Annotated in this window: 23 protein-coding genes; 13 read left to right on the top strand and 10 right to left on the bottom strand. The window is 69.8% G+C overall.

Annotated elements, in window-relative coordinates:
• The first annotated feature begins 9 nt into the window (after window positions 1-9).
• The 3 genes from EXW95_RS03830 (at window position 10) to EXW95_RS03820 (ending at window position 1,219) form a co-directional block, all read left to right on the top strand.
• Window positions 10-504 (top strand): hypothetical protein, encoded by a 495-nt coding sequence (locus EXW95_RS03830; RefSeq protein ID WP_174366339.1) that lies wholly within the window; start codon window positions 10-12, stop codon window positions 502-504.
• A 1-nt stretch (window position 505) separates the two neighbouring features.
• A complete protein-coding gene (locus EXW95_RS03825; RefSeq protein WP_174366338.1) occupies window positions 506-826 on the top strand; it encodes a hypothetical protein in 321 nt (106 codons plus the stop codon).
• A 93-nt stretch (window positions 827-919) separates the two neighbouring features.
• Window positions 920-1,219 carry a hypothetical protein gene (locus EXW95_RS03820; protein WP_174366337.1) on the top strand — a complete coding sequence of 100 codons (300 nt, stop codon included), beginning with the start codon at window positions 920-922 and terminating at the stop codon, window positions 1,217-1,219.
• 262 nt (window positions 1,220-1,481) lie between these two features.
• On the opposite strand, the gene EXW95_RS03815 is transcribed toward EXW95_RS03820, so the two are convergent.
• A complete protein-coding gene (locus EXW95_RS03815; protein WP_174366336.1) occupies window positions 1,482-2,096 on the bottom strand; it encodes a pyroglutamyl-peptidase I in 615 nt (204 codons plus the stop codon).
• 42 nt (window positions 2,097-2,138) lie between these two features.
• On the opposite strand from EXW95_RS03815, the gene EXW95_RS03810 reads away from it, so the two are divergent.
• From EXW95_RS03810 to pdxH, 3 genes are all read left to right on the top strand, one after another.
• Window positions 2,139-2,597, top strand: coding sequence for a hypothetical protein (locus tag EXW95_RS03810; protein WP_174366335.1), 459 nt, complete (start codon window positions 2,139-2,141; stop codon window positions 2,595-2,597).
• 63 nt (window positions 2,598-2,660) lie between these two features.
• Window positions 2,661-3,506, top strand: a complete 846-nt coding sequence (locus EXW95_RS03805) for a DNA-formamidopyrimidine glycosylase (RefSeq protein ID WP_174366334.1) — start codon at window positions 2,661-2,663, stop codon at window positions 3,504-3,506.
• The gene (gene pdxH, locus EXW95_RS03800; RefSeq protein ID WP_174366333.1) at window positions 3,503-4,147 is read left to right on the top strand and encodes a pyridoxamine 5'-phosphate oxidase; all 645 of its coding nucleotides are present in this window, start codon (window positions 3,503-3,505) and stop codon (window positions 4,145-4,147) included. Before EXW95_RS03805 ends, pdxH begins: the two co-directional genes overlap by 4 nt.
• Before the next feature lie 28 nt (window positions 4,148-4,175).
• On the opposite strand, the gene EXW95_RS03795 is transcribed toward pdxH, so the two are convergent.
• On the bottom strand, window positions 4,176-5,663 hold the full coding sequence (locus tag EXW95_RS03795) for an ATP cone domain-containing protein (RefSeq protein ID WP_174366332.1): 1,488 nt from the start codon (window positions 5,661-5,663) through the stop codon (window positions 4,176-4,178).
• Between the two features lie 245 nt (window positions 5,664-5,908).
• Window positions 5,909-6,520, bottom strand: a complete 612-nt coding sequence (locus EXW95_RS03790; RefSeq protein WP_174366331.1) for a TetR/AcrR family transcriptional regulator — start codon at window positions 6,518-6,520, stop codon at window positions 5,909-5,911.
• Window positions 6,521-6,628: 108 nt separating this feature from the next.
• Here EXW95_RS03790 and ppgK point away from each other — a divergent pair, with 108 nt between their 5' ends.
• Together ppgK and EXW95_RS03780 are read left to right on the top strand one after the other, a co-directional pair.
• Complete coding sequence (gene ppgK, locus EXW95_RS03785; protein ID WP_174366330.1) at window positions 6,629-7,474, top strand: polyphosphate--glucose phosphotransferase; 846 nt, start codon at window positions 6,629-6,631, stop codon at window positions 7,472-7,474.
• Between the two features lie 43 nt (window positions 7,475-7,517).
• Window positions 7,518-8,252 carry a sporulation protein gene (locus EXW95_RS03780; RefSeq protein ID WP_174366329.1) on the top strand — a complete coding sequence of 245 codons (735 nt, stop codon included), beginning with the start codon at window positions 7,518-7,520 and terminating at the stop codon, window positions 8,250-8,252.
• Window positions 8,253-8,469: 217 nt separating this feature from the next.
• Here EXW95_RS03780 and EXW95_RS03775 read toward each other — a convergent pair whose 3' ends face one another.
• Window positions 8,470-9,477 (bottom strand): transposase family protein, encoded by a 1,008-nt coding sequence (locus EXW95_RS03775; protein ID WP_174368799.1) that lies wholly within the window; start codon window positions 9,475-9,477, stop codon window positions 8,470-8,472.
• A 132-nt stretch (window positions 9,478-9,609) separates the two neighbouring features.
• Between EXW95_RS03775 and EXW95_RS03770 the strand changes: the two genes are divergently transcribed.
• Complete coding sequence (locus tag EXW95_RS03770; RefSeq protein WP_174366328.1) at window positions 9,610-10,341, top strand: hypothetical protein; 732 nt, start codon at window positions 9,610-9,612, stop codon at window positions 10,339-10,341.
• On the opposite strand, the gene EXW95_RS03765 is transcribed toward EXW95_RS03770, so the two are convergent.
• From EXW95_RS03765 to EXW95_RS03755, 3 genes are all read right to left on the bottom strand, one after another.
• On the bottom strand, window positions 10,342-11,013 hold the full coding sequence (locus EXW95_RS03765; protein WP_174366327.1) for a hypothetical protein: 672 nt from the start codon (window positions 11,011-11,013) through the stop codon (window positions 10,342-10,344).
• Window positions 11,014-11,039: 26 nt separating this feature from the next.
• Window positions 11,040-12,356 (bottom strand): RsmB/NOP family class I SAM-dependent RNA methyltransferase, encoded by a 1,317-nt coding sequence (locus EXW95_RS03760; RefSeq protein ID WP_174366326.1) that lies wholly within the window; start codon window positions 12,354-12,356, stop codon window positions 11,040-11,042.
• Window positions 12,357-12,460: 104 nt separating this feature from the next.
• Window positions 12,461-13,651 carry an MFS transporter gene (locus EXW95_RS03755; RefSeq protein WP_256435024.1) on the bottom strand — a complete coding sequence of 397 codons (1,191 nt, stop codon included), beginning with the start codon at window positions 13,649-13,651 and terminating at the stop codon, window positions 12,461-12,463.
• A 799-nt stretch (window positions 13,652-14,450) separates the two neighbouring features.
• Between EXW95_RS03755 and EXW95_RS03750 the strand changes: the two genes are divergently transcribed.
• The 4 genes from EXW95_RS03750 to EXW95_RS03735 all read left to right on the top strand — a co-directional run bounded on the left by EXW95_RS03750 (window position 14,451) and on the right by EXW95_RS03735 (window position 19,412).
• Complete coding sequence (locus EXW95_RS03750; protein WP_174366324.1) at window positions 14,451-15,632, top strand: maltose ABC transporter substrate-binding protein; 1,182 nt, start codon at window positions 14,451-14,453, stop codon at window positions 15,630-15,632.
• A gap of 284 nt (window positions 15,633-15,916) precedes the next feature.
• Window positions 15,917-17,311: an ABC transporter permease subunit gene (locus EXW95_RS03745; protein WP_174366323.1), complete on the top strand. Its 1,395-nt coding sequence runs from the start codon at window positions 15,917-15,919 to the stop codon at window positions 17,309-17,311.
• Window positions 17,308-18,678, top strand: coding sequence for a sugar ABC transporter permease (locus EXW95_RS03740; RefSeq protein ID WP_174366322.1), 1,371 nt, complete (start codon window positions 17,308-17,310; stop codon window positions 18,676-18,678). Before EXW95_RS03745 ends, EXW95_RS03740 begins: the two co-directional genes overlap by 4 nt.
• Before the next feature lie 41 nt (window positions 18,679-18,719).
• Window positions 18,720-19,412, top strand: coding sequence for a DUF2259 domain-containing protein (locus tag EXW95_RS03735; RefSeq protein ID WP_174366321.1), 693 nt, complete (start codon window positions 18,720-18,722; stop codon window positions 19,410-19,412).
• A 70-nt stretch (window positions 19,413-19,482) separates the two neighbouring features.
• Here EXW95_RS03735 and EXW95_RS03730 read toward each other — a convergent pair whose 3' ends face one another.
• From EXW95_RS03730 to EXW95_RS03720, 3 genes are all read right to left on the bottom strand, one after another.
• On the bottom strand, window positions 19,483-21,141 hold the full coding sequence (locus EXW95_RS03730) for a VOC family protein (protein ID WP_174366320.1): 1,659 nt from the start codon (window positions 21,139-21,141) through the stop codon (window positions 19,483-19,485).
• Window positions 21,142-21,242: 101 nt separating this feature from the next.
• Window positions 21,243-22,793 (bottom strand): hypothetical protein, encoded by a 1,551-nt coding sequence (locus EXW95_RS03725; RefSeq protein WP_254605489.1) that lies wholly within the window; start codon window positions 22,791-22,793, stop codon window positions 21,243-21,245.
• Window positions 22,790-23,488 carry a VWA domain-containing protein gene (locus EXW95_RS03720; RefSeq protein ID WP_254605720.1) on the bottom strand — a complete coding sequence of 233 codons (699 nt, stop codon included), beginning with the start codon at window positions 23,486-23,488 and terminating at the stop codon, window positions 22,790-22,792. Before EXW95_RS03720 ends, EXW95_RS03725 begins: the two co-directional genes overlap by 4 nt.
• Window positions 23,489-23,507 lie beyond the last annotated feature (19 nt).

Genomic DNA, 23,507 nt, shown 5'->3' with positions numbered 1-23,507 from the left:
CATGCGGTCGTGAACGTCCTGAAAGTCCTCCTGTCAGCCATCACCGGGCTGTCGGCCGCGCTGATCGCGTACAGCGCCTTCTACGTGCGCGGCGACCTGGGCGGCGTCATGAGCTACCTGCGGGCGCGCGGCGCGCTGCGTCGCCTGCGCGAGACCGGCACGCCCGAACAGATCAGCGCCGCGCAGGCGCAACTGCACGCGCTGGGGCAGCAGGTGGGCGACCCGACCTTCGCGGGCCAGTTGATCCCGCTGGCCCTGCTGATCGGTACGCTCGTCGCCGCACTGGTCTGGTGGGCCTTCACGCGCCGCCAGCAGCACGCACCCCGCCTGGACATCCAGGAACGCATGGTCTACCGCCTCGCGCACCGCCTGGGCGGCCGCTTCACGCTGGACGACCTCAGCGCCCGCAGCCCCCTGACCGACGAGCAGGCCCGCGCCGTCACCGCCCGCCTGCTCGACCTGGGCCGCCTGACCCGCGACGGCGACACGTACCGGCTGAACTGACATGGACGACCCCGCCACCTTATCGGCCCTGCTGAGCCGCGTGAACCACGACCCCCAGGAGGGCCTCCAGGCGGCCCTGGACGCCGTGGACGGCCAGCCGCACCCGCGCGTCGCGGCGATCGCCGCGCACCTGAGCGCCACCAAACGCGACCTCTGGACCCGCATCGCCCAAGCGACCGGCACGGCCGCGCCCCCCGACGACGCGGGCCTGCACACCCTGCTGCACTGGGAGGAAGCCGCTGCCGCCGCCCTGAGCACCGCGCAACTGGACGTGACCGTGCCGCCCACCGATCCCGGCACCGCCGGGGGGAACCCCCCATGACCGTCGCCGCGCTGCTGCGCCTGAACGCCGCCCTGACCACGGGCCGCGCCGCGCAGATCCGCCGACTGGGCCAGCAGCCGCGCATCGCCTGACATGCCCCGCGAACGCCCCTTCCTGACCGACCCCGCCCCGGCGGGCACCGGCGGCAGCGGCGCCGTCCCGGACGCACTGTTCGACCTGGCCGTCAACCGCGCCGCCGCCGCCCTGCGCGGCCTGCGCCCCGCCCGGCCCGAGTCAGCCCTGGCCGCGTGGCACGCCCGCACCCGCTTCGCCCGCCGCGTGCCACTGACTGCTGTCCAGGCCGCCCTGGCCGGGCAACCACACGGCGGCGAATGGCACTGGGCGGGCGGCCCCGCCGGGAGCTGGCAGCCGGGCCGCGCCCCATTCCCCTGATACGGACTCCGGTGGAATGTCTCCTACCGCCGTTCCATCCGAGCGGACTCGGAGAGCCGCGCAGCAGAGCGAGCAGGAGAGAAACGGGTTCCGGATGATACGGGATCAAATTGACTTGCTTGCAACGCGATCGCGTTCCGTGTCCCCACTCCCCTGGTGGGAGAGGGAGGGAGGAGCGAAGCGACGGAAGGGTGAGGGGGCCACCGGGCGACTCCGCAAGATGTGGAACCACTTGAATCCCGTATGAGCTGAAGGACTCGCGTTACTGGATGGAGGCGCGGGCGGCCACCTCGACCGCGCGCGTGAGTTCCTCCTGCGGCAGGTACGGCACTGGCTTCGGTTCCGCCAGCGCCACCTCCGCGTTCGCGGGCAGGTGCAGGAACCCGCACGGCACGTCCTCGCGGCCCGCCGCGTGCAGGGCGTGCAGGGCGTGGAACATCACCGTGTTGCACACGAACGTCCCCGCCGTGTCGCTGATCCCGCCTGGAATGCCCGCGTCCCGCCACGCGCGCAGCGTGGCCCGCAGCGGCAGGGTGCTCAGGTACGCCGCCGGGGCGTCCGGGATCACCGGCACGTCGTGGTACTGACGCCCGGCGTTGTCCGGGATGCGGTAGTCCATGACGTTCACCGCGACCCGCTCCAGCGTCACCTGCGGCCGCCCGCTCGCCAGTCCGGTCAGCAGGACCGCGTCCGGCGTCAGCCAGTCCAGCAGGGCGTCCAGCCGCTCACGCGCTGCGCCCGGTTCCACGGGCAGCAGCGCGCCCTCGATCACGTACCCGCCCAGCGTGCGGCCGTGCAGGGCCTGCGCCGCCAGGAAACTGGGGTTCACGTGATGCGTGTGGAAAGGCTCGAAGCCGGTCAGCAGCAGGGTGGGCATCAACGGCAGCGTACCGCGCCGCCTACCCTGTACGCTGCGGGTATGCGCCGCCTTGTCCTGACCGCCCTGCTGGCCCTCACCCCATCCGCTCTGGCCGCCACGCAGTACGCCGTGCTGAAGGCCGTGACCGTGCAGGGCAGCGTCGCTACCCTGACCCTGGACTACGTGGACGTGTACAACGACACCGACGCGGACGCCCGCCGGGTCGTCGCGCTGGGGGATTACCCGAACGCCCAGGCGTACTTCGACGCGAACCCCAGTGGCCTGTACCTCCGGAACGTCAACCCGAAGCTGCGTACCCTGAAGACCGACGCGAGGACCACCTTCGACCTGTCCTGCCTGAACCGCCCGGGCGGCGTGATGACCGTCCCGCTCGTGACCTTCGTGTCCGCCTGGAAGGGGTACCACCCGCAGGGCTGCTGGCCGTTCAGCGAGAAGGTCGTCGCGCTGCAGCTGAGCGGCAGTCGCGTGCTGAAGGTCGAGCAGGTGTACTTCCCCTGACGCCGCGTCACCTGAAACGAACGCCGCAGTCTGCGCGGCGGGCGGCGCCTATGCTGCGGCGGTATGCCTGAACTGCCGGAAGTGGAAACCACCCGCCGCAAGATCGAGCCGCTGCTGCTGGGCCGCACGATCCTGGAGGTGCAGCACGACGCGCCCCACAAGTACCGCGACACGCACCTCGCCGCCGGGCGCCGCGTGACCGGCCTGTCCCGCCGCGGGAAGTACCTGATGCTGCACCTCGCCGCCGCTGACGCCGCCCACAATGACCCGGACCGCCCGCATGACCTGGAATTCATCGTGCACCTCGGCATGACCGGCGGCTTCCGGCTGGAGGGCGGCAAGCACACCCGCGTGACCCTGCGCACCGACGCGGGTGACCTGTACTTCGACGACCCGCGCCGCTTCGGGAAGATGGCCGTCGTGCGGCCCGGCGCGTACGCTGGTATGCCCACCCTGGCCGCCATGGGCCCCGAACCCCTCTCGGACGACTTCCGCGAGGAGGACTTCGCCGCGCTGGCCGCGCAGGCGGGTGCCGTGAAACCCTGGCTGCTGTCCCAGAAGCCCGTCAGCGGCGTGGGGAACATCTACGCCGACGAGAGCCTCTGGATGGCCGGGCTGCACCCCACCCAGACCCGTCTGACCCGCGAGGAAGCCGGGCGGCTGTACCAGGCGGTCCGCGACGTGATGGGCCGCGCCGTCGAGGCGGGCGGCAGCAGCCTCGGGAAGGGGGAAGGCAACTACCGCCAGCACGACGGCCTGTCCGGCCTGTTCCAGCACGCGCACAACGTGTACGGCAAGGGCGGCGAACCCTGCCCGCGCTGCGGCACGCCCATCGAGAAGAGCGTCGTCGCTCAGCGCGGCACGCACCACTGTCCGCAATGCCAGCCCCTGCGCCGGGAGACCGAATGACCGACCTGACCGGACTGCGCCTGTCGTACACCCGCGCCGAACTGCGCCGCGCCGACCTGAACCCCGACCCCCTGGCCCAGTTCCAGGGCTGGCTGCAGGAGGCCATCGGGGCGGACCTGCGCGAACCGTACGCCCTGAGTCTCGCCACCGCCGACGCGAGCGGGCGGCCCAGCGTGCGGACCGTGCTGCTGCGCGGCGCGACCCCGGCGGGCCTGACGTTCTACACCAACTACGACTCGCACAAGGGCCGCGACCTGAACGCCAACCCGCAGGCGGAACTGCTGTTCCACTGGCCGGAACTGGAACGGCAGGTGCGCGCCTCCGGCCCGGTGACCCGCATCCCGGACGAGGAAAGCGACGCGTACTTCCACGCCCGACCGCGCGAATCGCAGCTGGCCGCGCACGCCAGCGACCCGCAGAGTGCGCCCATAGCGGGCCGCGAGGCGCTGGAGGCGAAGTTCGCCGCGCTGCATGGCCGCTACCCCGACGGCACCGAGGTGCCCCGCCCGGCCTTCTGGGGGGGCTTCCGCGTGCAGGTGCACGGGTGGGAGTTCTGGCAGGGCCGCGCCAACCGCATGCACGACCGCTTCACGTACACCCGCAGCGGCGAGGAGTGGCAGATTCAGCGGTTGATGCCCTGAGGGTCCGTGCTCGCGGCGCCGGGCCGGTTCAGCCTCCACCGAAGCTCAGGTCCGCGTGGCCCTCGCCCAGCAGCGCGCGACGTTCCTCGGGTGTCAGGGCGACCAGCACGCGGCGCAGGACCATGTCCACGGCCTGCTCGGCGCTCTCGTCCAGCGTCAGGCCGTCCAGCATCGGCACCTCGTACTGGTGGGCCAGCGCCTCCAGTTCGTCCTGCATGGCGCGGATCTCGCGGAAGTACCCCATGTAGCGGTGCAGGGGGCGGCTGGCGGCGGTTTCCGTGTCGCGGCTCTCGAAGTGGCGGCGGTGCTCGTCCGCGTCGGGCAGCGTGACCAGCAGCGGCACCACGATCGCGCCCGCGTAGGAGTCCGCGCGGATGTACCCGGGGACCAGATGCACGCCCTCCAGGACCAGGCTGCTGCCCTCCTGCACGCTGCGCTGCACGACGGCACTCAGGCCGACGCTGACCTGCTGCACCTGATCCCGGAAGCCCGCGATCAGCGCGGCGCGGTCCGGATGCTCGGGGCGCGGCGCGCCGGGCGGCAGCAGGGCCTCCCAGGCGCTGAAGGTACTGGCGTGCAGGGTGGGCAGCAGCGCGGGGGAGACCATGGCGCGCATGACTTCCCGGATGGAATCGGTGCTGACGACCCGCGCGATGCCCAGGCGGTAGGCGATCTCGGCGGCCAGGAAGCTCTTGCCGGTGCCGCTCACGCCGCCCAGCAGCACGATCACCGGGCGCGGCGGGCGGCGGATCACGCGCAGCAGCCGGTACCGCGCACTGACGTCCGGGCCGACCTCGTCGCGCAGCAGCGCCTCGACCTTCTGCCGGATCTCGTGGCGGGGAATCACGCGGTCGTCGCGGCCCCGCAGGTCCCGCTGGGTCACGCGGGCCACCTTGCGTGCCACGTCCGGCGTGACGCCCGCCGCGAGCATGCTCTGCACCAGGATGCCCTTGCTGAACGGGCTGGGCACGCTGGCCCCGTCACCGATCACGCCCAGCTTCCCGCGGTTGTGCCGCAGGTAGCGGTACGTGAGGCGCAGGTGCTCGCCGTAGCGTTCGGCCAGCGCCGCCTCGGTCAGGTTGTCGATCTCCTCGGCACTCAGGCTGGTCACGCCCCGCTGCCGCAGGCGGACGTCCACGACGCTGGCGGTCGCGTAGGCGTCCTTGCCGGACAGCCCGGCGTCCTCCAGCGTGCGGGCCAGCACGCCCCGGCTGAACGGCAGGTCGCCCTTCTTGGCGGTCACGAAGATGTCCTGGAAGGCCGGGGTCTGCGCCTGCGCGGCCTGCGCGACCTCGTCCCCGGCGACGTCGCGGGTCACCTCGACCATCAGCGCCTTGAGTTCCGCCGGGCTGACCACCGTGCGGCGCGCCAGGCGCAGCTGCTGCTCCACGCGGCGGGACACGGCGGACGCCACGGGCGCGCTCGCCCCGGCGTTCACCAGGGACTCGACCAGCAGGCCGCGACTGAACGGGAAGGTGGTCCGGGCGGTGCCCACCCGCAGTTCCGGGTGCGTCATACGGACTCCGATTGAATGGGCTGCAAAGGCCATTCAATCCGAGCGGATGCGACTCGTAGAGCTGCCCCGCAGAGGAGGAGTAAAACGGGTTCCGGACGTGGAGTCGGCAATCCGGTGAAGTTCCGGATTGTTGGCGAAACAAACGGAATCCGTATCATGCCCGCACCGGCCGCAGGGGGGAGCGAATCATCAGGACAGTGTAGGGCCTGCGGTCAGGGAAGGCGTGAACGGCGCGCACGCGGCCCTCAGCGCACGTCGCGCTTCACCGCGCCTTCGAGCAGCAGGTTCAGCGCCATGCGCATCTCGTCACGCAGCGGGCGCTCGGTGCCGTACGCGCTCCAGCGCAGCGCGACCATCAGGTACGTGTCGGCAATCAGGTTGCTGATGCGCTGCAGCGACAGGTCGGTGCGCATCAGGCCCGCCTGGTGCATGGGCCGCAGGATCAGTTCGATGACCTTGCTCAGCGGCAGCGCCTGGTACGCGGTGCGGGCCCGTTCGGGGTTGGGGTTCATGACCTCGTACGCCAGGGGGGGGAACAGGTCGCGTTCGCGGGTGTTCTCGTCGGCGAGGTGATCCCAGATCTCGTACAGGACCGTCAGGGGTGCGGCGCCGTCGTGCAGGCGGGCCTCGGCGTGGTCGCGCAGCCGGTTCATGACCTCGCTGCCGTAATCCAGCAGCACCGCTTCCTTGTAGGGGTAGTAGTTGAAGAACGTCCCGCGCGACACGTTGCTGGCCCTGGCGATGTCGGTCGCGGTGGTCGTCTGGAACCCGCCGCGTTTGAACAGGTCAATGGCGACGTTGTAGATGCGGGCGCGGCGGCGCTCCTTCTGGCGTTCGCGCAGCGAGGTTGAATCCATGATTCCCCAGGGTATAGCGCTTTCGGTACAATATTGCACCCCGTCCAACGGGGTTGTCTGCCTGACACCCCCCTGACCCGCCCGTGGCCGTGCGGTACGCTGACCCTCATGAGCGTGATCCTGGGCATCGATATCGGCGGGAGCGGCATCAAGGGCGCGCCCGTGGACACCCGCACCGGTCAACTGACCGCCGAACGCCGGCGCATTCCCACGCCCGAAGGCGCCGCGCCAGACGACGTGAAACGTGTCGTGCAGCAGCTCGTCGAGCACTTCGGGCTGCCGGGACCGGTCGGCGTGACCTTCCCCGGCATCGTGCAGCGCGGCCACACCCTGTCCGCCGCGAACGTCCACCCGGACTGGGTGGGCCTGAATGCCGACGCGCTGTTCACCGACGCCACCGGGCACGACGTCCACCTGATCAACGACGCCGACGCCGCCGGACTCGCCGAGGCCCGCTTCGGCGCCGGGCAGGGCGAGGACGGCACCGTGCTCGTCCTGACCTTCGGGACCGGCATCGGCAGCGCCCTGATCCACCGGGGCGTGCTGATCCCCAACACCGAACTGGGTCACCTGTGGCTGCGCGACAAGCACGCCGAGACCTGGGCGTCCGACCGCGCCCGCGAACGCGACGATCTGAACTGGAAACAGTGGAGCAAACGCGCCTGCACGTACCTGCAGCACCTGGAACTGCTGTTCAGCCCGGACCTGTTCATCATCGGCGGCGGGATCAGCAAGAAAGCCGAGAAGTGGCAGGGGCACCTGAAGCTGGACCGCAGCCGCGTCGTGCCCGCCAGATTGCTGAACGAGGCCGGGATCATCGGCGCCGCCATGATGGCCGCCGGAACGGTCCCCGACCCGACCGCGCCAGCCGAACGGACCACGCCAGCCGAACCGACCACCCCCGCGCCCCGCAAGTCCCCCGCCCGCCGGGCACCCCGCAAGGCGGGCAGCTGACCGGACCGGGAACCTCCGCGCGCCTTCCCCCGTACCGGCCCTCATGGGATTCCTGAAGAAGATGATGGCCGCCATCGGAGTGGGCGGCGCGCGAGTCGACGCCCAGGTCCACAACCCCGCCGTGCGCATCGGCGACAGCGTCACCGGCGTGCTGGTCGTGCAGGGCGGGAACCTCGACCAGCGCATCGAACGCGTGAACCTAGGCCTCGCCACCCGCTATAAAAGCGACGACAGCTACGTCTCGCACCAGCTGAGCAAATTCCAGGTGATCCCCACCTTCGAGTTGCGCGCCGGGGAACGCCGCGAATTCCCGTTCAGCATCCCCGTCGAGGCAGGCACGCCCCTGTCGCTGCCCGGCACGCAGCTGTGGCTCGCGACCGACATGGACATCGCGGGCGCCGTGGACCCCGGCGACCAGGACCACCTCCAGATCCTCCCCAGCCGCGAGATGGAGGTGCTGTTCCAGGGCGCCCAGCGCCTGGGCTTCCAGCTCAGCGGCAGCGAGATCGAGTACCACCACGGCCGCATCGTGCAGGAGATCAGCTTCCGCCCCCCGCACGGCCAGTACCGCATCGCCGAGATCGAGATGATGCTCTTCCCGCAGGGCAGCGGCCTGGACGTCATCCTGGAAGTGGACCGCCGCGCCACGGGCGTCGCCAGCCTGTTCACCAGCGAATTCGAACAGCGCGGCCGCTGGCACCTGAGCGCCGCCACGATCAGCGCCGGACCGGACGCCGTCGCCCGCGAACTCGAAGCCCGCATCCGCGCATTGCTGTAACCAGATAGTGCGGACACTGTTCGGGCGCCAGGGGGGACGAGCATGGAAAACGTCTGCTGTAACGCCATTCCTGCTCACCCCCTCCCAGCCTCCCCCCTCAAGGGGGAGGGGTCAACACTGCGTGTTCATCGCTGGTCTGCCCTGAAGACCTGTTGCGCAGTAGTTGAAGGATCAGTGGGGAGCCGATTCGCGGCTCCCCACTGATCTGTCCCTACGCTCAGGGCGTGCAGAGGTGGTGGCGGCGTTGCCAACGGAGATTGACGAGTCCGGCGACACACCCCCACATCACGCCGTGCTGTGAGGTCCGATTCCTGAAAAACTCCTTGCAGACGCGAAATTTCTTGATGCGGCCGATGGCATTCTCAGCGCTGATCCGCACCTTGGAGATCAGCCGATTCAGCTCACGTTGCTCCTTGCTCAACTCGCCGTTCTTCGGTCGTTTGGCGGGCACGATGGTTTCCCAGTCCGGATAGACCTTCTCCATTCCGGTATAGCCCCGGTCTCCCCACACCCGGACGTGCCTGGGCAGTCGGTTCATCAGTCGGGAACGTCGCAGCACCTTCATGTCGTGGGTGCGACCGCTGGCGGTCGCACTGAGGTGCACGATCTGTCCTTCGGGCGTCACCGCCACCTGGGTTTTCAGGGTATGGGTCCTTTTCTTGACGCTGTAAAAGCGCTTCTTGTCCTTGGGCCGCCCGACCGCCTTCTTGCCGGGGTTCTCCCCCTTCTTCACTTTCGGCTGCCCGCGAGGTTGCTCAGTCCCATCCACGATCACGTCGGTCAGTTCGGGGAAGATCTCCAGAAACTCCTCTAGAGAGCGTATTTTCCTCGGGTTCCTGCTCGCCCCTCCAGGAGCCTCATCCGGCTCGGCCTGGAGCGTCCGGGGACGGAGGGGAGCAGGCAACGCCTGCTCCAGGACCGGCAGCAGGGCATGGATGTTCCGGCAGATGTTCGCCGCGTCCAGATCGAACAGGATGCCCAGAACATGCATGGTGAAGTACTGTCGCAGATAGAGCAGCGTGACCAGCAGTCGCTGGCTGAGGTCGAGCTTGAAGGTGTTGCCCGCTCCGATGCGCCGGACCCGTCCGGCGCGGGAAAGGGAGCGGTGATGACTCCGTTCCCACAAGGGCTCCAGTTCAATCAGCAGCTGGTCAAACTCGGCAGGACTCAACCCCACCAGCCGTTCAAAGGACCGCCCCCTGGATTTCAGCTTCTCAAGCCGCAACACCCTTGAACCTACCTGCTCCGACCTCTACTGCGCAACAGGTCTTGAAGTGATGAACCTGTCCGCACCATTGATAACGCCCAGCGCCGCAGGTGCGCCCCGCGCACCCCGTCCGGTCCGCTAGCGTGAGGCATGTCCCGCTGGACCTTCCGGTATCCCCGCCACGCGGTATCTCCCGGCCCCTGGTGGGCACGCGCGCGGATGGCCCTGCACCTGCTGCGCCCGCAGTGGTCCCGGCGGGTGGGCGACCTGCCCGCCCCCCTACGAGAACTGCGCTGGCCCCCCGGCGTGGTCCCGCTGGGCGTGTACCGCGACCTGACGGGAGCCCGGCACGTCCGGCTGCGGGTGCCCACCACGCCCGAGGCGGCCTTCCGCAGCCTGGAGGCCGTGCAGGACGCCCTGCGCGCGGCTGGCCTGCCCAGGCTGTCGGGTGGGGCGGTCGGATTCGACGTGCGGGACGACCTGTTCGACCTCGGCACCGCGTGGCTGGGGTCGGGTGCGCCGCGAGGGGGCGTCCTCGACCTGCCTCTCCTGCAATCCGGCGGTCCCGACGACCAACCCGGGCCGGGCCTGTCCCTGGACGGCGTGTCGGGGCGGACTTCCGGCGGCGCGCCCCACCTGCTCCTCCAGGCCGACAGCGACCTGGGTGCTGTCCTCGACCGCTGGCAGACCGGGGCGGCCGCGCAGGGCTGGCAGGTGCGACCCCCACTGCACGGGGACGGTCAGATCCTGCTGACCTTCACGCAGCAGCGCGCCACCGTGACCCTGACCGGGGTGCGGCTGGACAGCGGCGCGTGGGGCTTCATGCTGGAACGCGAGACCTGGGCGCACCTGCACCGGCGGTCCAGCGCTCAGACGCTGTGATCAGAACTCGCCGTCGGCGGGGAAGAGGGTGGTGGTCAGAATGGAGTACCCCAGGGCGGTCGCGGCGTCGGTGCGGGTGCCGAGGGTGGTCATGACGGCGCGGCCCAGCGCCTCGTACTGCGCGACCAACGTTTTCCACTCGGTGGCGTTGTACGTGGAGTACGTCTCGTCCGGTCCGGGCTTGTAGGCCCGCAGGGTGGCGACGTAAGCCGCGTGGTCCTTGCGGGCCTGCGCGATCAGGGCGGCGTAACGCTGACCGGTCTGTGCGCCCAGGGTGGTGCGGGCCAGCGCGGCGAGGCCCGCGAGCTGCTCCTCCAGATACGGGAACGAGCGGGGGACCGCGTGGCCGTACAGAGTGCCGCCGCCCGCGCGGATGCCCGCGAACTGCCCCTCGAGTGCCCGCAGTTGCCGCACCTGCCTCCGCAGCCCGTCGATGCGGGCGCTGAGTTTCGGGTTGCCGGTCAGGCTGCGCCTGAGCGCGGCGGCGCGGCAATCGGCCCAGTTCCCGGCGGCGTTGTCCTCGTCGGCCTCGGACCAGCTGTCGATGGTCAGCGTGGCGTAACTGCCGCTGTCCACGGCGTTCGCCAGGGCGCAATTGGCGGGAGTCTGCGCCGAAGCCGACGCGGGCAGGCCGAGCAGCGCGGTGACGGTCAGGGCAGGCAGGAGGCGCATGGCCCCAGCCTACCCCGACCCTCGGGTCAGGCCTGTCGCTGCAGGCGCGCGATGAAGAACCCGTCCACGCCGCCGACCGGCACGGTCAGCACGCCCGGCCCGGCGGGCACGGTGGGGACCTCCAGGTCCGGCACGGGCTGCGCCGTGAACTCCGGGTGGGTGTCCAGGAACGCCTGCACGACCTCCGGTCCTTCCTGCGGCGTGACCGAGCACACCGAGTACACCAGCGTCCCGCCGGGCTGCACGAGCGCGGCGGCGTTCGGCAGCATCCGCGCCTGAAGCTCGGCCATCTCCTGCACGGCGTCCGGCGTGAGGCGCAGCTTGATCTCCGGGTGGCTGCGCAACGTGCCGCTGCCGGTGCAGGGCGCATCGAGCAGCACGGCGGGCGCGGACTCGGCGGGCAGCGGTTGCGTCAGGTCGTGCGTGATGAACTGCGCGGTCAGGCCCAGACGCTTCAGGTTCGTGCGGGCCTGGGCGTGCTTGCGTTCGATGACGTCCACGCTGGTGACCTGCGCGCCGCGCGTGGCGAGCATCGCGGCCTTCACGCCGGCCCCGCCCGCCAGGTCCAGCACCCGCGCGCCCTGCACGTCGCCCAGCGCGTCCACGCAGGCGAGGCTGGCCGGGTTGATCGGCTGCGCCTGCCCCCGCTGGAACGCGGTCGTCTGCCGCAGCGGGCGGTCGAGCGCCACACGGTCCACGCCCTGCACGGTGCCCTCCAGGACGCTGCCCTCGTCCTCCAGCGCGCGGACGCCCGCGTCGCTCAGGCTCAGCCACAGGGGTTGCGGTTCCAGCAGGTCCGCGAGCACGTCCGGGGCCTGCGCGCCGTACGCGCGGCGGTACACGTCCGCCAGCCACGCGGGCATCTCGTCGGGGACGATCTCGTCGGGGCTCAGGGTTTCCAGGCGGCGCAGCACGGCGTTCACCAGTCCGGGGGGCGCCAGTCGCGCGCCGCGCGCGAGGTTCACGTACTCGCTGACGACTGCGTGCGGCGGGGTGCCCAGGAACAGCCTCTCGAACGCTCCGGCCAGCAGCACCGCGCGGGTCTTCGGGTGGGTCTCGCCGGTCAGGCGGGCGTCGAGCGCGCGGGTCAGGCTGGGCGCGTGCCGCAGCGCGCCGTACACGACGTGCGTGGCCAGTCCCGCGTCACGGGCGGGCAGGCGGGCTTCCTGCAGCGCGGCGTCCAGGGTGGGCGCAGCGAACGCCCCGGCGTCCATGACGCGCAGCAGGACGCGCACGGCGACCTCGCGGGCCGGGTTGAACGGGGCGGGCCGGGCGGCGTCGGGCCGGTTGAAATCTGACCTGGGTCGGTCGCGGGCGGTGCGGGGGCGGCGTGCGTCGGTCATCCGGGCAGTGTACGCGCGGCCCGGCAGGACGTCCAAGTCACGCGGCCCCCACCCCGGTGCCGGGAGGGGGGCCGCAGGTGCACGGTCTTCAGGGTGCAGTGCCTTCAGGCGGCGGCGGGCTGCACCTTCGGGCGGATCAGCAGCATGACGGCCAGCAGGGCCAGCAGGACGCTGCCGCTCAGGACGTACGGCGCGGCGTGACTGACTGTCTGGTACAGCCCGGTGCTGATCAGGGGTCCGGCCATGCGGCCCAGGGCCAGGGCGCTGCTGTTCAGGCCCGCGACGGTGCCCTGCAGGTCCTCCCCGGCCGAGAGGCTCAGGCCCGCGCTGAGGCTGGGGCTCAGGATCGCGCTGCCGATGCCCACGACCGCCAGGGCCAGCGTGATCGGCCAGAAGGACTGCCCGGCGGGCACGAGCAGCATGCCCACGCCCATGATCAGCAGGCCCGCCGACACGAGGGGCGTGGTGGGGAGTTTCTTCGCCAGGGGGCGGATCGCGCCGCCCTGCACGAGGGCCGCGACGAAGCCGAACAGGGTCAGCATGATGCCCACGGTGCGCGCCGCGCCCTCGGGCGTCAGGCGGAGGGTGTCCTGCACGTAGAAGCCGATGGTCTGCTCCATGCCGACACTTGCCAGGGTGGACAGCGCGCTGACGGCCAGCAGCAGCAGCACGGTGGGTTGAGAGAGCAGCGCGCGGCGGCTGCCCTTGGCGGCGACTTTCGCGCCGCTGACGCGCGTTTCGGGCAGGGTGCGCCACGCGACGAGCGCCGTGACCAGGCCCAGCGCGGCGCTGAAGAACACCGGCGCGGTCAGGCTGATGCCGCTGAGCGCGGCGCCGATGGCGGGGCCGAACACGACGCCCAGGCCGAACGCCGCGCCGATCAGGCCCAGGCTGGCGGCGCGGTCCTCCTTGCTGCTCAGGTCGGCCATCATGGCTTGCGCGGTGGGGAGGGTCGCGCTGGAGAGCATCCCGCCGATCACGCGTGAGGCGACCAGCAGGATGAACAGCGCCGTGCCGCCCAGCGCGCCGTTCAGGCCCGCCTGCGCCAGCACGCCGAACAGCCCGAAGCTGATCGAGAAGCCCACGAGTCCCAGCAGCAGGACGGGTTTACGGCCCACGCGTTCGCTGCGGCCCCCCCAGATGGGCGAGAAGACGAACTGCATCAGCGAGTACGCGGTGGAGAACCAGCCGGTCTGCGTCTCGGTCAGGCCCAGTTGGCGGCCCAGCGGCGCGATGATCGGGAACAGGACGCTCAGGCCCAGCATGGCGATGAAGATCGTCAGGAACAGGATCAGTTTGGTGCGCCCGGTGGCGGCCGGGGGGGGAGGGGGCGGCGGACGACATGGGGCGAAGTATACGCCCGCACCCTGACCGGTCGGTCAGGACAGAGCGGCAATTTCCCGGAGGTCGAGGTGGTGACCGCCCTCCACCGCCGCCCCGACTGGGCGAGACTCCGCGTCCGGAACCGGCCCTGCTCCTACTCGCTTCCGTTCCGGTTGAATGGGCTGCGATGGCCGGTCAATCGGAGTCCGTCCGATTCCTCCCGTGCAGGTGACACCCCTGTGTCCTTCCGGGCGGGTTGGGACACGGATTGATTGGGTGGTTCCCGTGTCCATGCAGGTGGCGCGTCATCATTGGGTGTCCGGGCTTCACAAATGCGTGGACGCTGTCTGGGTGGGCTTTGATGCGACCATTGGTCAGGCGATGGCGTGGAGCTGTCTAAACCGATTCCACCGGTTCCAGGGTTTCTGGGGGATCTGGGGGGTACCCAAAGGGCAGATGAGAGCGTTAGGATTCTGTGAACCGCTTCCAGTTTCCATTTTGTGTCTGCGCGCATCAGAATGCCGCCCCGGGTCATCCGCCCTGGGCGACAACTGATTTCTTCCTGACTGGGACGGTGAAATTGTCGGTGTCACCCCATTGTCAGGACACCGGTTGAGGCTTATAATGGCGGGCGAGCAACCAGAAGAATTCCCGGTCGCGGACGCTCAGCCGCACCGATTCCAGATACCTCCCTGCCGTGGAAGGTCGATGGAACCAAAGACGATCCCGAGAAATGGAAGCGATTCACATTCGCGCCATGCAAGGAGAACTATGAAAAAAGCTCTGACCATCCTGTCCCTCGCGCTGCTCGGCCAGGCCAGCGCCGCCACCATCACCGTCTGGACCCACTTCGGCGACAGCGAACTGACCTGGCTGCGCGCCCAGGCTGCCGACTTCAAAGCCAAGACCGGCAACACCGTCAACGTCGTCAGCGTCCCCTTCGGCGAGATGACCGACAAGTTCATCCAGAGCGCCCCCAAGGGCCAGGGCCCCGACCTGCTGACCACCCAGCCGCACGACCGCCTCGGCCAGCTGGCCGCCGCCGGTGTGATCGAGCCCATGGACAAGTTCGTCACCAGCCGCACCGACCTCGACAAGACCGCCCTGAACGCCATGACCTACCAGGGCAAACTGTTCGGCATCCCCATGTTCGCCGAAGCGGTCGCCGTCGTGTACAACAAGGCCCTGGTCCCCAGCGCCCCCACCAGCTGGAACGCCTTCCTGGCCGCCGCACAGAAGAACACCGGCAACGGCAAGTTCGGTTACCTGGCCGACCTGAGCAACGCCTACATGCAGTACGGCATCATCAGCGCGTACGGCGGCTACGTCTTCAAGAACAACGGCGGCACCCTGAACGTCAAGGACGTGGGCCTCGCCAACGCCGGCGCCGACAAGGCCAGCGCGTTCCTGAACGACCTGCGCTACAAGTACAACCTCGTGCCTGAAGGCGTGAACGGCGACGCCGCCAAGAGCGCGTTCGTGCAGGGCCGCCTCGCGATGTTCCTCACCGGTCCCTGGGACATGGGCGACATCAAGAAGGCCGGCATCAACTACGGCATCATGGCCTTCCCCACCCCTCCCGGCGCCAGCGGCAAGTGGAGCCCCTTCGTGGGCGTGCAGGGCACCATGCTGAACAGCTACAGCAAGAACAAGGCCGTCGCCGCCCAGTTCGCCAAGATGATCAGCTCCAGCGACGCGCAGGTCGCGTTCAACAAAGCCGGCGGCCGCATCCCCGCCAGCCTCAGCGCCCGCACCAAGCTCAAGGCCGACCCCGTCGTGCAGGGCTTCGGCAAGACCATCAGCATGGGCACCCCCATGCCCAACGTGCCCCAGATGGGCGCCGTGTGGGGCCCCTGGAGCAACGCCGTCGCGCAGAGCGTCCAGAAGCCCAACCAGAACTACGGCCAGATCCTCGACAAGGCCGTCCAGGAAATCAACAGCAGCATCAAGTAACCACCCGGGGAGGTGGGGCGGGATGCACACAACCTCGCCCCACCCGGGCCATACAGGACGCGGAGGGACCCAGCGCCAGACACGGCCAGCGGTTCCCCCCGCGTCCTCGTCCTGACTGCCGTGATTCCCCGGCCATGGAACGCCGCTGGAACGCGCCGCGCGCCTGTCTTGACGAGAACCCTCGCGGCCTGCCCTGGAGTGGCGCTACCTTACTGCGAATCTGTTGAACCCAGCTCCCCGGCCCAAGGCGGCCGGGACTGCGCCTGACCGGAGGCCCCCACGAGATGACCACCCTGTCCGCACCCCGCTCCCGCACCGTGCCCCCCCAGGGCCCGCGCGGCATCCTGACCGCCCTGCTGATCCTGGCCGCCCTGATGGGCGCGTCCGTCCTGATCGGCTGGTTGCTGTCCACCCTGACCGCGCAGGTCGTGCCCGGCGCGCCCGCCTACCTGCTGCTGGTATTCACGCTGCTGGCCCTGGTCGTCCTGTCCCCCCTGACGTACCGCGCGTTCCCGTGGATCACGAACTGGTTCTACCTGCTGCCCGCCCTGGTGTTCATCCTGGCGTTCACGGTGCTGCCCGTCGTGCTGACCGTGAACTACGCCTTCACGAACTACAGCGGGCAGAACAGCGGCAACCCCGACAGCGCCGCCCGCCAGGAGGCCACGCTGAGCAGCGACCGCCGCACCGTCACCCTGAGCGGCCTTCAGGGCAGCGCGAAGGACTACCTGACGTGCCGCACCGACACCTGCGCCGGGGCGACCATGGTCCTGTACGACGAGGACGCCAGCGTCCCCACCCGCGTGAAGGTCGCGTCCGCGCAGGGCAACACCTTCACGCTGACCAGCGCCGTCCCGGACACGCTGCAGGTCGCGCAGGCCACCCGCATCAACAAGATCAGCTACGTGGGCCTCGCGAACTTCCAGGAGATCTTCGGGAAGGCCAGCCGCGCCCTGTGGCCCGTGTTCCTGTGGACCGTGATCTTCGCGTTCAGCACCATCGTCCTGAACTCGGTCGCGGGCCTGATCCTGGGCATCCTGCTGTACAACAAGCGCCTCAAGGGCCGGAACGTGTACCGCACGCTGCTGTTCCTCCCCTGGGCGATTCCCACCGTGATCAGCGTGCAGATGTGGGTCGCGCTGTTCAACCAGCAGTTCGGCATCGTGAACAAGACCCTGGGTCTGCTGGGCATCGTCGCGATTCCCTGGCTGAACGACCCGCTGTGGGCGAAGATCAGCATCCTGCTCGTGAACCTGTGGCTGGGCTTCCCATACATGATGACCGCCACCATCAGCGCCCTGAGCACCATCAACGACGACCTGTACGAAGCCGCCGAGATCGACGGAGCCAGCCGCTGGCAGCAGATCACCGGCATCACCCTGCCGCTACTGCGCAACTCGTTCACGCCGATCCTGCTGTCGGGCTTCGCGTTCAACTTCAACAACTTCGGCATCATCTACCTGCTCACGGCGGGCGGCCCCGCCCAGGAAGGCCGTGAAAGCACCGCGCAGAGCACCGACATCCTGCTGTCCTGGGGCTACAACACCGCGTTCGTGTCCGCCGGCGGCCAGAACTTCGCGCTGGCCAGCGCCATCGCCATGATCATCTTCTTCCTGACCCTCGCCATCAGCGTCGTGAACTTCAAGGCGGCCGGCGTGTTCGAGGAGGCCCGCAAATGACCACCGCACCCCAGAACCTCCCACCCGGCGGGTACGTGCACCGCGAACCGTCCGCGCTGCGCCGCGCCCTCCCGTGGATCGTCACCGCCGCCGTCCTCGCCCTGCTGGGCTGGCTGGGCTACGCCCTGGTCGACAGCCTGAAGGACAAGCAGAAGAGCTTCTCGATCTACTTCGTGGACCGCGGCTGGGTGCGCTTCCTGCTGTTCCTGCTGGCCGCCAGCGGCGTCCTGGCCCTGACCAGCCTCGTGGGGCAGCGGATCGGCATGGCCCGCACGGGACGGCGCATCAGTTACCTCGCCGTGCTGGGCGACCAGCTGACCCACCTGTTCCTGATGCTGGTCGTCCTGACCGCCATCTACCCACTGTTCTACGTGCTGATCGCCGCGTTCGACCCGCGCAACAGCCTGTTCGCGTTCCCGGACTTCGGGAACCCCAACATCTTCTACAAGACCGGCCTGCTGCCCGACCTGAGCAAACTGAACCTGGAGAACTTCGCCAAGCTGTTCGAGGGCGTCACCATTCCCGCGTGGCAGCTGCTGCTCGCCGTGATCGGCGGGGCCGCGCTGGCCGCCACGCTGATCTCGCTGATCGTCAGCAAGGTCGGGCGCGACACCGATACACTGGCGAACGTCCGCAGCTGGGGCCTGCGGGTGCTGGTCGCCGCGCTGGCCCTGCTGGTCGTGTTCATGACCCCCGCGCAGTTCACGGGCGGCAGCAACGAGAGCAAGTTCCTGCTGTCCGTGCGCAACACTCTGTTCGTGTCCGGCCTGACCGGCGTGCTCGCCATCGTGCTGTCCACCACCGCCGGATACGCCATGGCCCGCATGCGCTTCCCCGGCCGCTTCCAGATGCTGCTGTTCTTCATCTTCATCCAGATGTTCCCGGTGTTCCTGGCGCTGGTCGCCGTGTTCAAACTGCTGACCGACCTGGGCCTGGGCAACACCTTCACCGGCCTGATCCTCGCGTACTCCGGCGGCGCGATCGCGTTCAACACCTGGATCTTCAAGGGCTACGTGGAAAGCCTTCCCGAGTCCCTGGAGGAAGCGGCGATGGTGGACGGCGCGACCCGCTGGCAGACGTTCACGCGCGTCGTGCTGCCCCTGTCGCGCGGGATGCTGGTGTTCATCTTCCTGAACCAGTTCATCGGCACGTACGCCGAGTTCATCCTGGCCAGCATCCTGATGACCGGCGTGGAGAACTGGACGGTCGGCGTGATGCTCCGCTCGTTCACCAGCGGTCAGTTCAGCACCAAGTGGGGCGTGTTCGCCGCCGCCGCCACGCTGGGCGCCCTGCCGATCGTGGGCCTGTTCTACGGTTTCCAGAACTTCTTCGTCGGCGGCGCCGTCGCCGGGGGCGTCAAGGAGTAACCCCCTTCACGCCGCAGGAGCGGGAGGAGTACGGTGCGGGTATGCGCCGACTCCTCCCGCTTCTGCTGGCGTTCAGCCTGACCAGTCTGGCCGGAGCGAACGAACGCCTGCCCGTCACCCAGGTGCGCTTCAGCACCGACGGCTCCCAGGTCATGACGGTCGTCAGCGGCGACCGGGACGGCAGCGGGTTCGGACACGCGCAGGTCACGGTGCTGGACACCCAGAGTGGCCGCACCGTTCATCAGGCCACCCGCACCGCCGACGCCGGGCCAGCCAGCGTCCTGAACGCCCTGCTGACCACGCCCGCCACGCGCGCCGTCGTCGCCCCGTTCACCGCCCGGCCCCTCTCGCCGCCGCGCTACCAGCGGGCGTACCCGGTGCCGTACCCCCGCTGGGCGGACGGCATGGGCGCTGGGCAGACCGAGCTCACCCCGGTGCGCCTCTGGACGCACCCCGTGCCCGTCCGGCTGGAGGTGCTGCGCCTCCCCGCCCGCTGCCCATACCCGGAGATGCTCCCTCCCGGCGAACGCCCCGCCGGGTTCCGCCTCGTGGTGAACGGCCAGGAGGTCTGGCGCGATCGCGCCCTCCCCCCTGAGCGGGCCTGCGCGACCCGCTACCGCCTGGACCGCGTGGACGTTCAGGGCAACCGCGCCCTCTTCACCCTGCGCGCCCTGACCCCCGGCTTCGAGGGACCGGACGCCGTGCCGGTGTTCGTCGCTGCGCTCCTCAGGTAGAAGGTTGAAAGGTGATGGTTGATGGAGGACATCGCCGCTCCATCAACCTTCGACTATCAACTTTCAACCATCAACCCATCGCGCCAGCGATCCCCTGCATCACGGCGCGGGCGGCGTTCAGTTCGTCCGCGTTGATGGTGTGGCCCAGGCCGGGGATGACGCGGGCGTCCACCTGGGCGCCGCGGGTGCGGAGCTGCGCGGCCGTTTCCTCGAAGCGCGAGAGTGGGATGTGCCCGTCGCGCGGGTCGACGCCCATGAACACGGGCGTGCCGGGGAAGGTGCTGCCCTGGTCCAGGGTGATCAGGCCGCCGCTGAAGGCGACCACCGCGCCGGGTTTACGCTCGGTGCGGCTGGCGTATTCCAGCGCGAGGCACGCGCCCTGGCTGAAGCCGCCCAGCACGACCCGCTCGGCGGGAATGCCGCGCGCGGCCAGTTCGCCCATCACGGCGTCCACGGTGTTCAGCGCGCGGTCCAGGTGCGGCTGGTTCTGCTCGACCGGCGCGAGGAACGACAGGGGGTACCAGGTGTTCCCCTCGGCCTGCGGGGCGAGGTACGTGAACGCACTGAGGTTGAAGTCGCGTTCCAGCGAGAGAATGTCGCGCGCCGTGCCGCCCCGCCCGTGCAGCAGGACCATCGCCACCCGCGCGTCGTCCAGCGGGCGGCCCGCGGTGAAGACCTGCACGCCCGTGCCCTCGTCGTCGGGGGTCACCTCGGGTGCGGCGGCCCCGAGGTCGCGCTGGCCGATGGTCACGCCGTACTCGCGGCTGACGATGCGCGGCACATGCGCCTCGATCTGCGCCCGCTGACCCTCGAACCACGCGGGGAGTTTCAGGTGCTTCCCGAGTTCCGACACAGGTTCGTCATCGGGGAAGCCGGGGGCGTCGGTGGCGATCTCGAACAGCACGCCGTTCGGTTCGCGGAAGTAGATCGAGTGGAAGTACTGCCGGTCCTGCACGGGCGTGGGGCGGTACCCGGCGCCGGTCAGGCTGGTCATGTATGCTTCCTGCTCGGCGTCGTCGCGGGTGCGGAGCGCCACGTGGTGGATGCTGCCCGCCCCGAAGTGCCCGCGCGGCTGGCCGGGGCGTTCCACGGCGTCCACGAACAGGCCCACGCCGTCTCCACTGCCCCGGAAGCGGGTGCGCACTCCCTCGGCGTCGGGTTCGCTGCCGACCTCCGTGAAGCCCAGTTGCCCCACCAGCAGCTGCCGCACGGCGTCGGTGTCGCGCACCCAGGCGGTCACCGAGTGGAAGCCCCGCAGTTCATGCGCGGCGTCCACCGGGGAGGCGGGCCAGGGCTGCACGGCCTGTCCGTCCTCGAACACCAGTTCCACCCAGGTGCCGTCCGGGTCCTCGAAGGTCAGGACCGGCTGCCCGAAGCGGGTGCCCCCTGTGACGGTCAGGGCGTGCGCGGCCAGCCGCTCCCGCCAGTAGTCCAGCGAGTCGGCGGGGGCGCTGTACGCGGTGGCGACGACTTCACCGTTGCCACGCTCGCCGCGTTTCGCGCCGGGCCAGGGGAAGTGGGTCATGATCGTGCCGGGCTGCCCCGTGTGGTCGCCGTAGTAGAAGTGGTACGTGCCGGGGTCGTCGAAGTTCACGGTGACCTTCACCAGCCGCTGGCCCAGCACCAGCGCATAGAAGTCGAGGTTGCGCTGCGGGTCGCTGGCCATGACGGTGACGTGGTGCAGACCCTGGACGGGGCTGGTGCCGGGAGCGGGGGAGAAGGTCGTCATACCCCCATATTACTTAACATTGAACTATTAATTGAGACTCTGACCACAAAAAGAGGAGAGGTGGGATGCGCCCCCAACCTCTCCCTGATGCCCGATGCCGTTCAGCCCAGCAGACCGCGCCACCCGGCCCGGCGCTGCGGGAAGCGCGCCGCCTGCACCTGCGCCGCGAACTCCTCCAGCGTCTCGTGCAGCGCCCGCGCCTCACGCACCAGCGCGCCCGTCACCGCCTGCACCTGACCGTCCCGCTCGGACTCCCAGTGACTCAGCACCCGCTCGTTCAGGCGCGCGTGATCCGGGCTCGTCACGTCACGCGGCGGGGCCAGCCGGTCGCGCGCCGCCTCCAGGTACGTGACCAGATCGGTCGCGCGGGCCACCTCGTGCCACGTCCCGCCCGCCTTCAGCGCCGAGACGCGCGCCGTGAGCCGCTCGCGTTCCAGCACGCCGCGCGCCCGCTCGCGGCCCTGGATGAGTGCGGCGCCCGCCGCCATGCCCACCAGCGCCAGCGTGAACACCAGCAGCGACCAGTGCTCCGGCGTGGTCGGCCCGTCCGGCGCGGCACTCAGGTCCGTCAGTTGACCCTGCTGCGCGGCGTTCGCGGCGATCTCCTGCGTGGTCCGCAGGATGCCGTCCCAGTTCAGGAACCCCTCCACCCCCAGGTACAGCAGCGTCACCGCCACGATCCCCCACACGTAGTGCGCGGGTCGGCTCATGCCGGGCGTGCTGGCCGCCAGTTTCGCGCGGTACGACAGTTCATCCACCAGCCACAGCAGCAGCACGCTGAACATCACGCCCGCCGTCAGCGCGATCAGCGTCAGGTACAGCCGCGACTCCGGGTTGAACAGCAGATTGATGCTCACGCCGCTGATCAGGCCCACGAAGAACTTGCTGAACACCGCGAACGCATTGAAAACCCGTTTGCTGCCGCTCTTCTGCTCGGGCGGCCGCACCGCGTGGCCTTCGGCCGCCAGCTGAGAGAGCGCCTGCTGCGTATAGAAATCCTCGGCGGTGACCGTGTCGGGCCGCACGCCCGCCTGTGCCAGCGCCTCGAAGCGCGCCGCGCGGGCCTGCTCGATCGCCTCGGTCGCCTGCTCGTAGGCGCGTTCCACGCCGCTGCTCGCCGCGTTCATGAAGTTCAGGTGCTCCTGCTGCCGCGCCCAGGACGTCCGCACGCCCACGCCCGTCTCGGCCAGCACGCGGTTCAGGGTCGTGCGGGCCAGTTCGAAGTTCACGCGGTACTGCTCCACGTTCAGCCGCAGCAGCCGCGAACGCGACGTCAGCGCCGCCCGCGCCGCCTCGTCCCGCACGAGCTGCAGTTCACCGCTCAGGTCGCCCAGCAGTTCCCCGAAGTGTGCAGGCGTCAGCACCGGCATGAACGCCTCGGCCGCCAGCGGATCGGGGACGGGCAGGGCCGCCTCATAGCGCGCCGGGTCGAACGGCTCGTCGGCGGTGGGAATGACGGGCGCGACCTCCACCTCGACGGGCGGCTCCTCAGGGAAGGGCGGCACGATCACCTGCTGCGTGTCCCCCCGCCGCTCACGCGCGCCGTCCTCGAATTCGAGGTTCACGGTGCTCAGGTCCGGGCCGCTGAGCGTCACGCGGGACAGGGGGCGTACCTCGCCGTCCCCAGCATGGTCCGGTGTGCGGTCGCTCATCGGCGGGCCGCCTTCACCTGCGCCGCGAATGTCGGGTACACGTTCGACAGGTCGTACGCGCCCGCCAGCAGCACCCGCTTGTCGGCGGCACTGCCGCCCAGCGCCTTCACGAACGAATCCCGGACGGACACGCCCCCCGCGCCCGCCTCGGGACTCAGGCCCGCCACGAACAGCAGCCGGGTGTCCTTCGCGCTCAGGAAGCCCTTCACCGCCGCGCCCAGCGACGCGCGTTTGGGGTCGTCCAGCAGCGCGCCGTCGGTGAACAGCACCGTCACGTCCCCGACAGCTTTCGTCTGCGCGGCCCGTTTGACGGCCAGCTGCACGCCCGCCGTGATCGCGCTGCCCCGCCCGGTGCAGGGCTTCGTGAGGGCCGCCGTGTAGCGCAGGATGTCCGCCTTGCCCAGCCGCGCGCCGTTCTTCGACTGGAACTTGAAGTCCGCGACGGTCTGAACGCCGTCGCAGATGCGCAGCAGCGTGACCGTGTCCCCGGAGCGCAGCTGGTTCAGCAGGACGCTCTGCGAGAGCAGCCGCGCCTGATCCGCGTACCTGAACGCCGGGTTCTTGCTGCTGCCGGTCATGTCCACCGCGACCGTCAGGTGCAGCGGCGGCGTGGACAGCCCCAGCAGGGTCGAAGCGCTCATCGGCGCGGGCAGCAGCGTGGACAGGACGGCAGGAACGATCATTGGGAAGGGCATGGTCACCTCGGAAGTCTGG

Source organism: Deinococcus sp. JMULE3 (assembly GCF_013337115.1).
Lineage (GTDB): Bacteria > Deinococcota > Deinococci > Deinococcales > Deinococcaceae > Deinococcus.
Note: the sequence above shows the minus strand (reverse complement) of the source record. Positions and strands in the feature narration are given on the sequence as shown.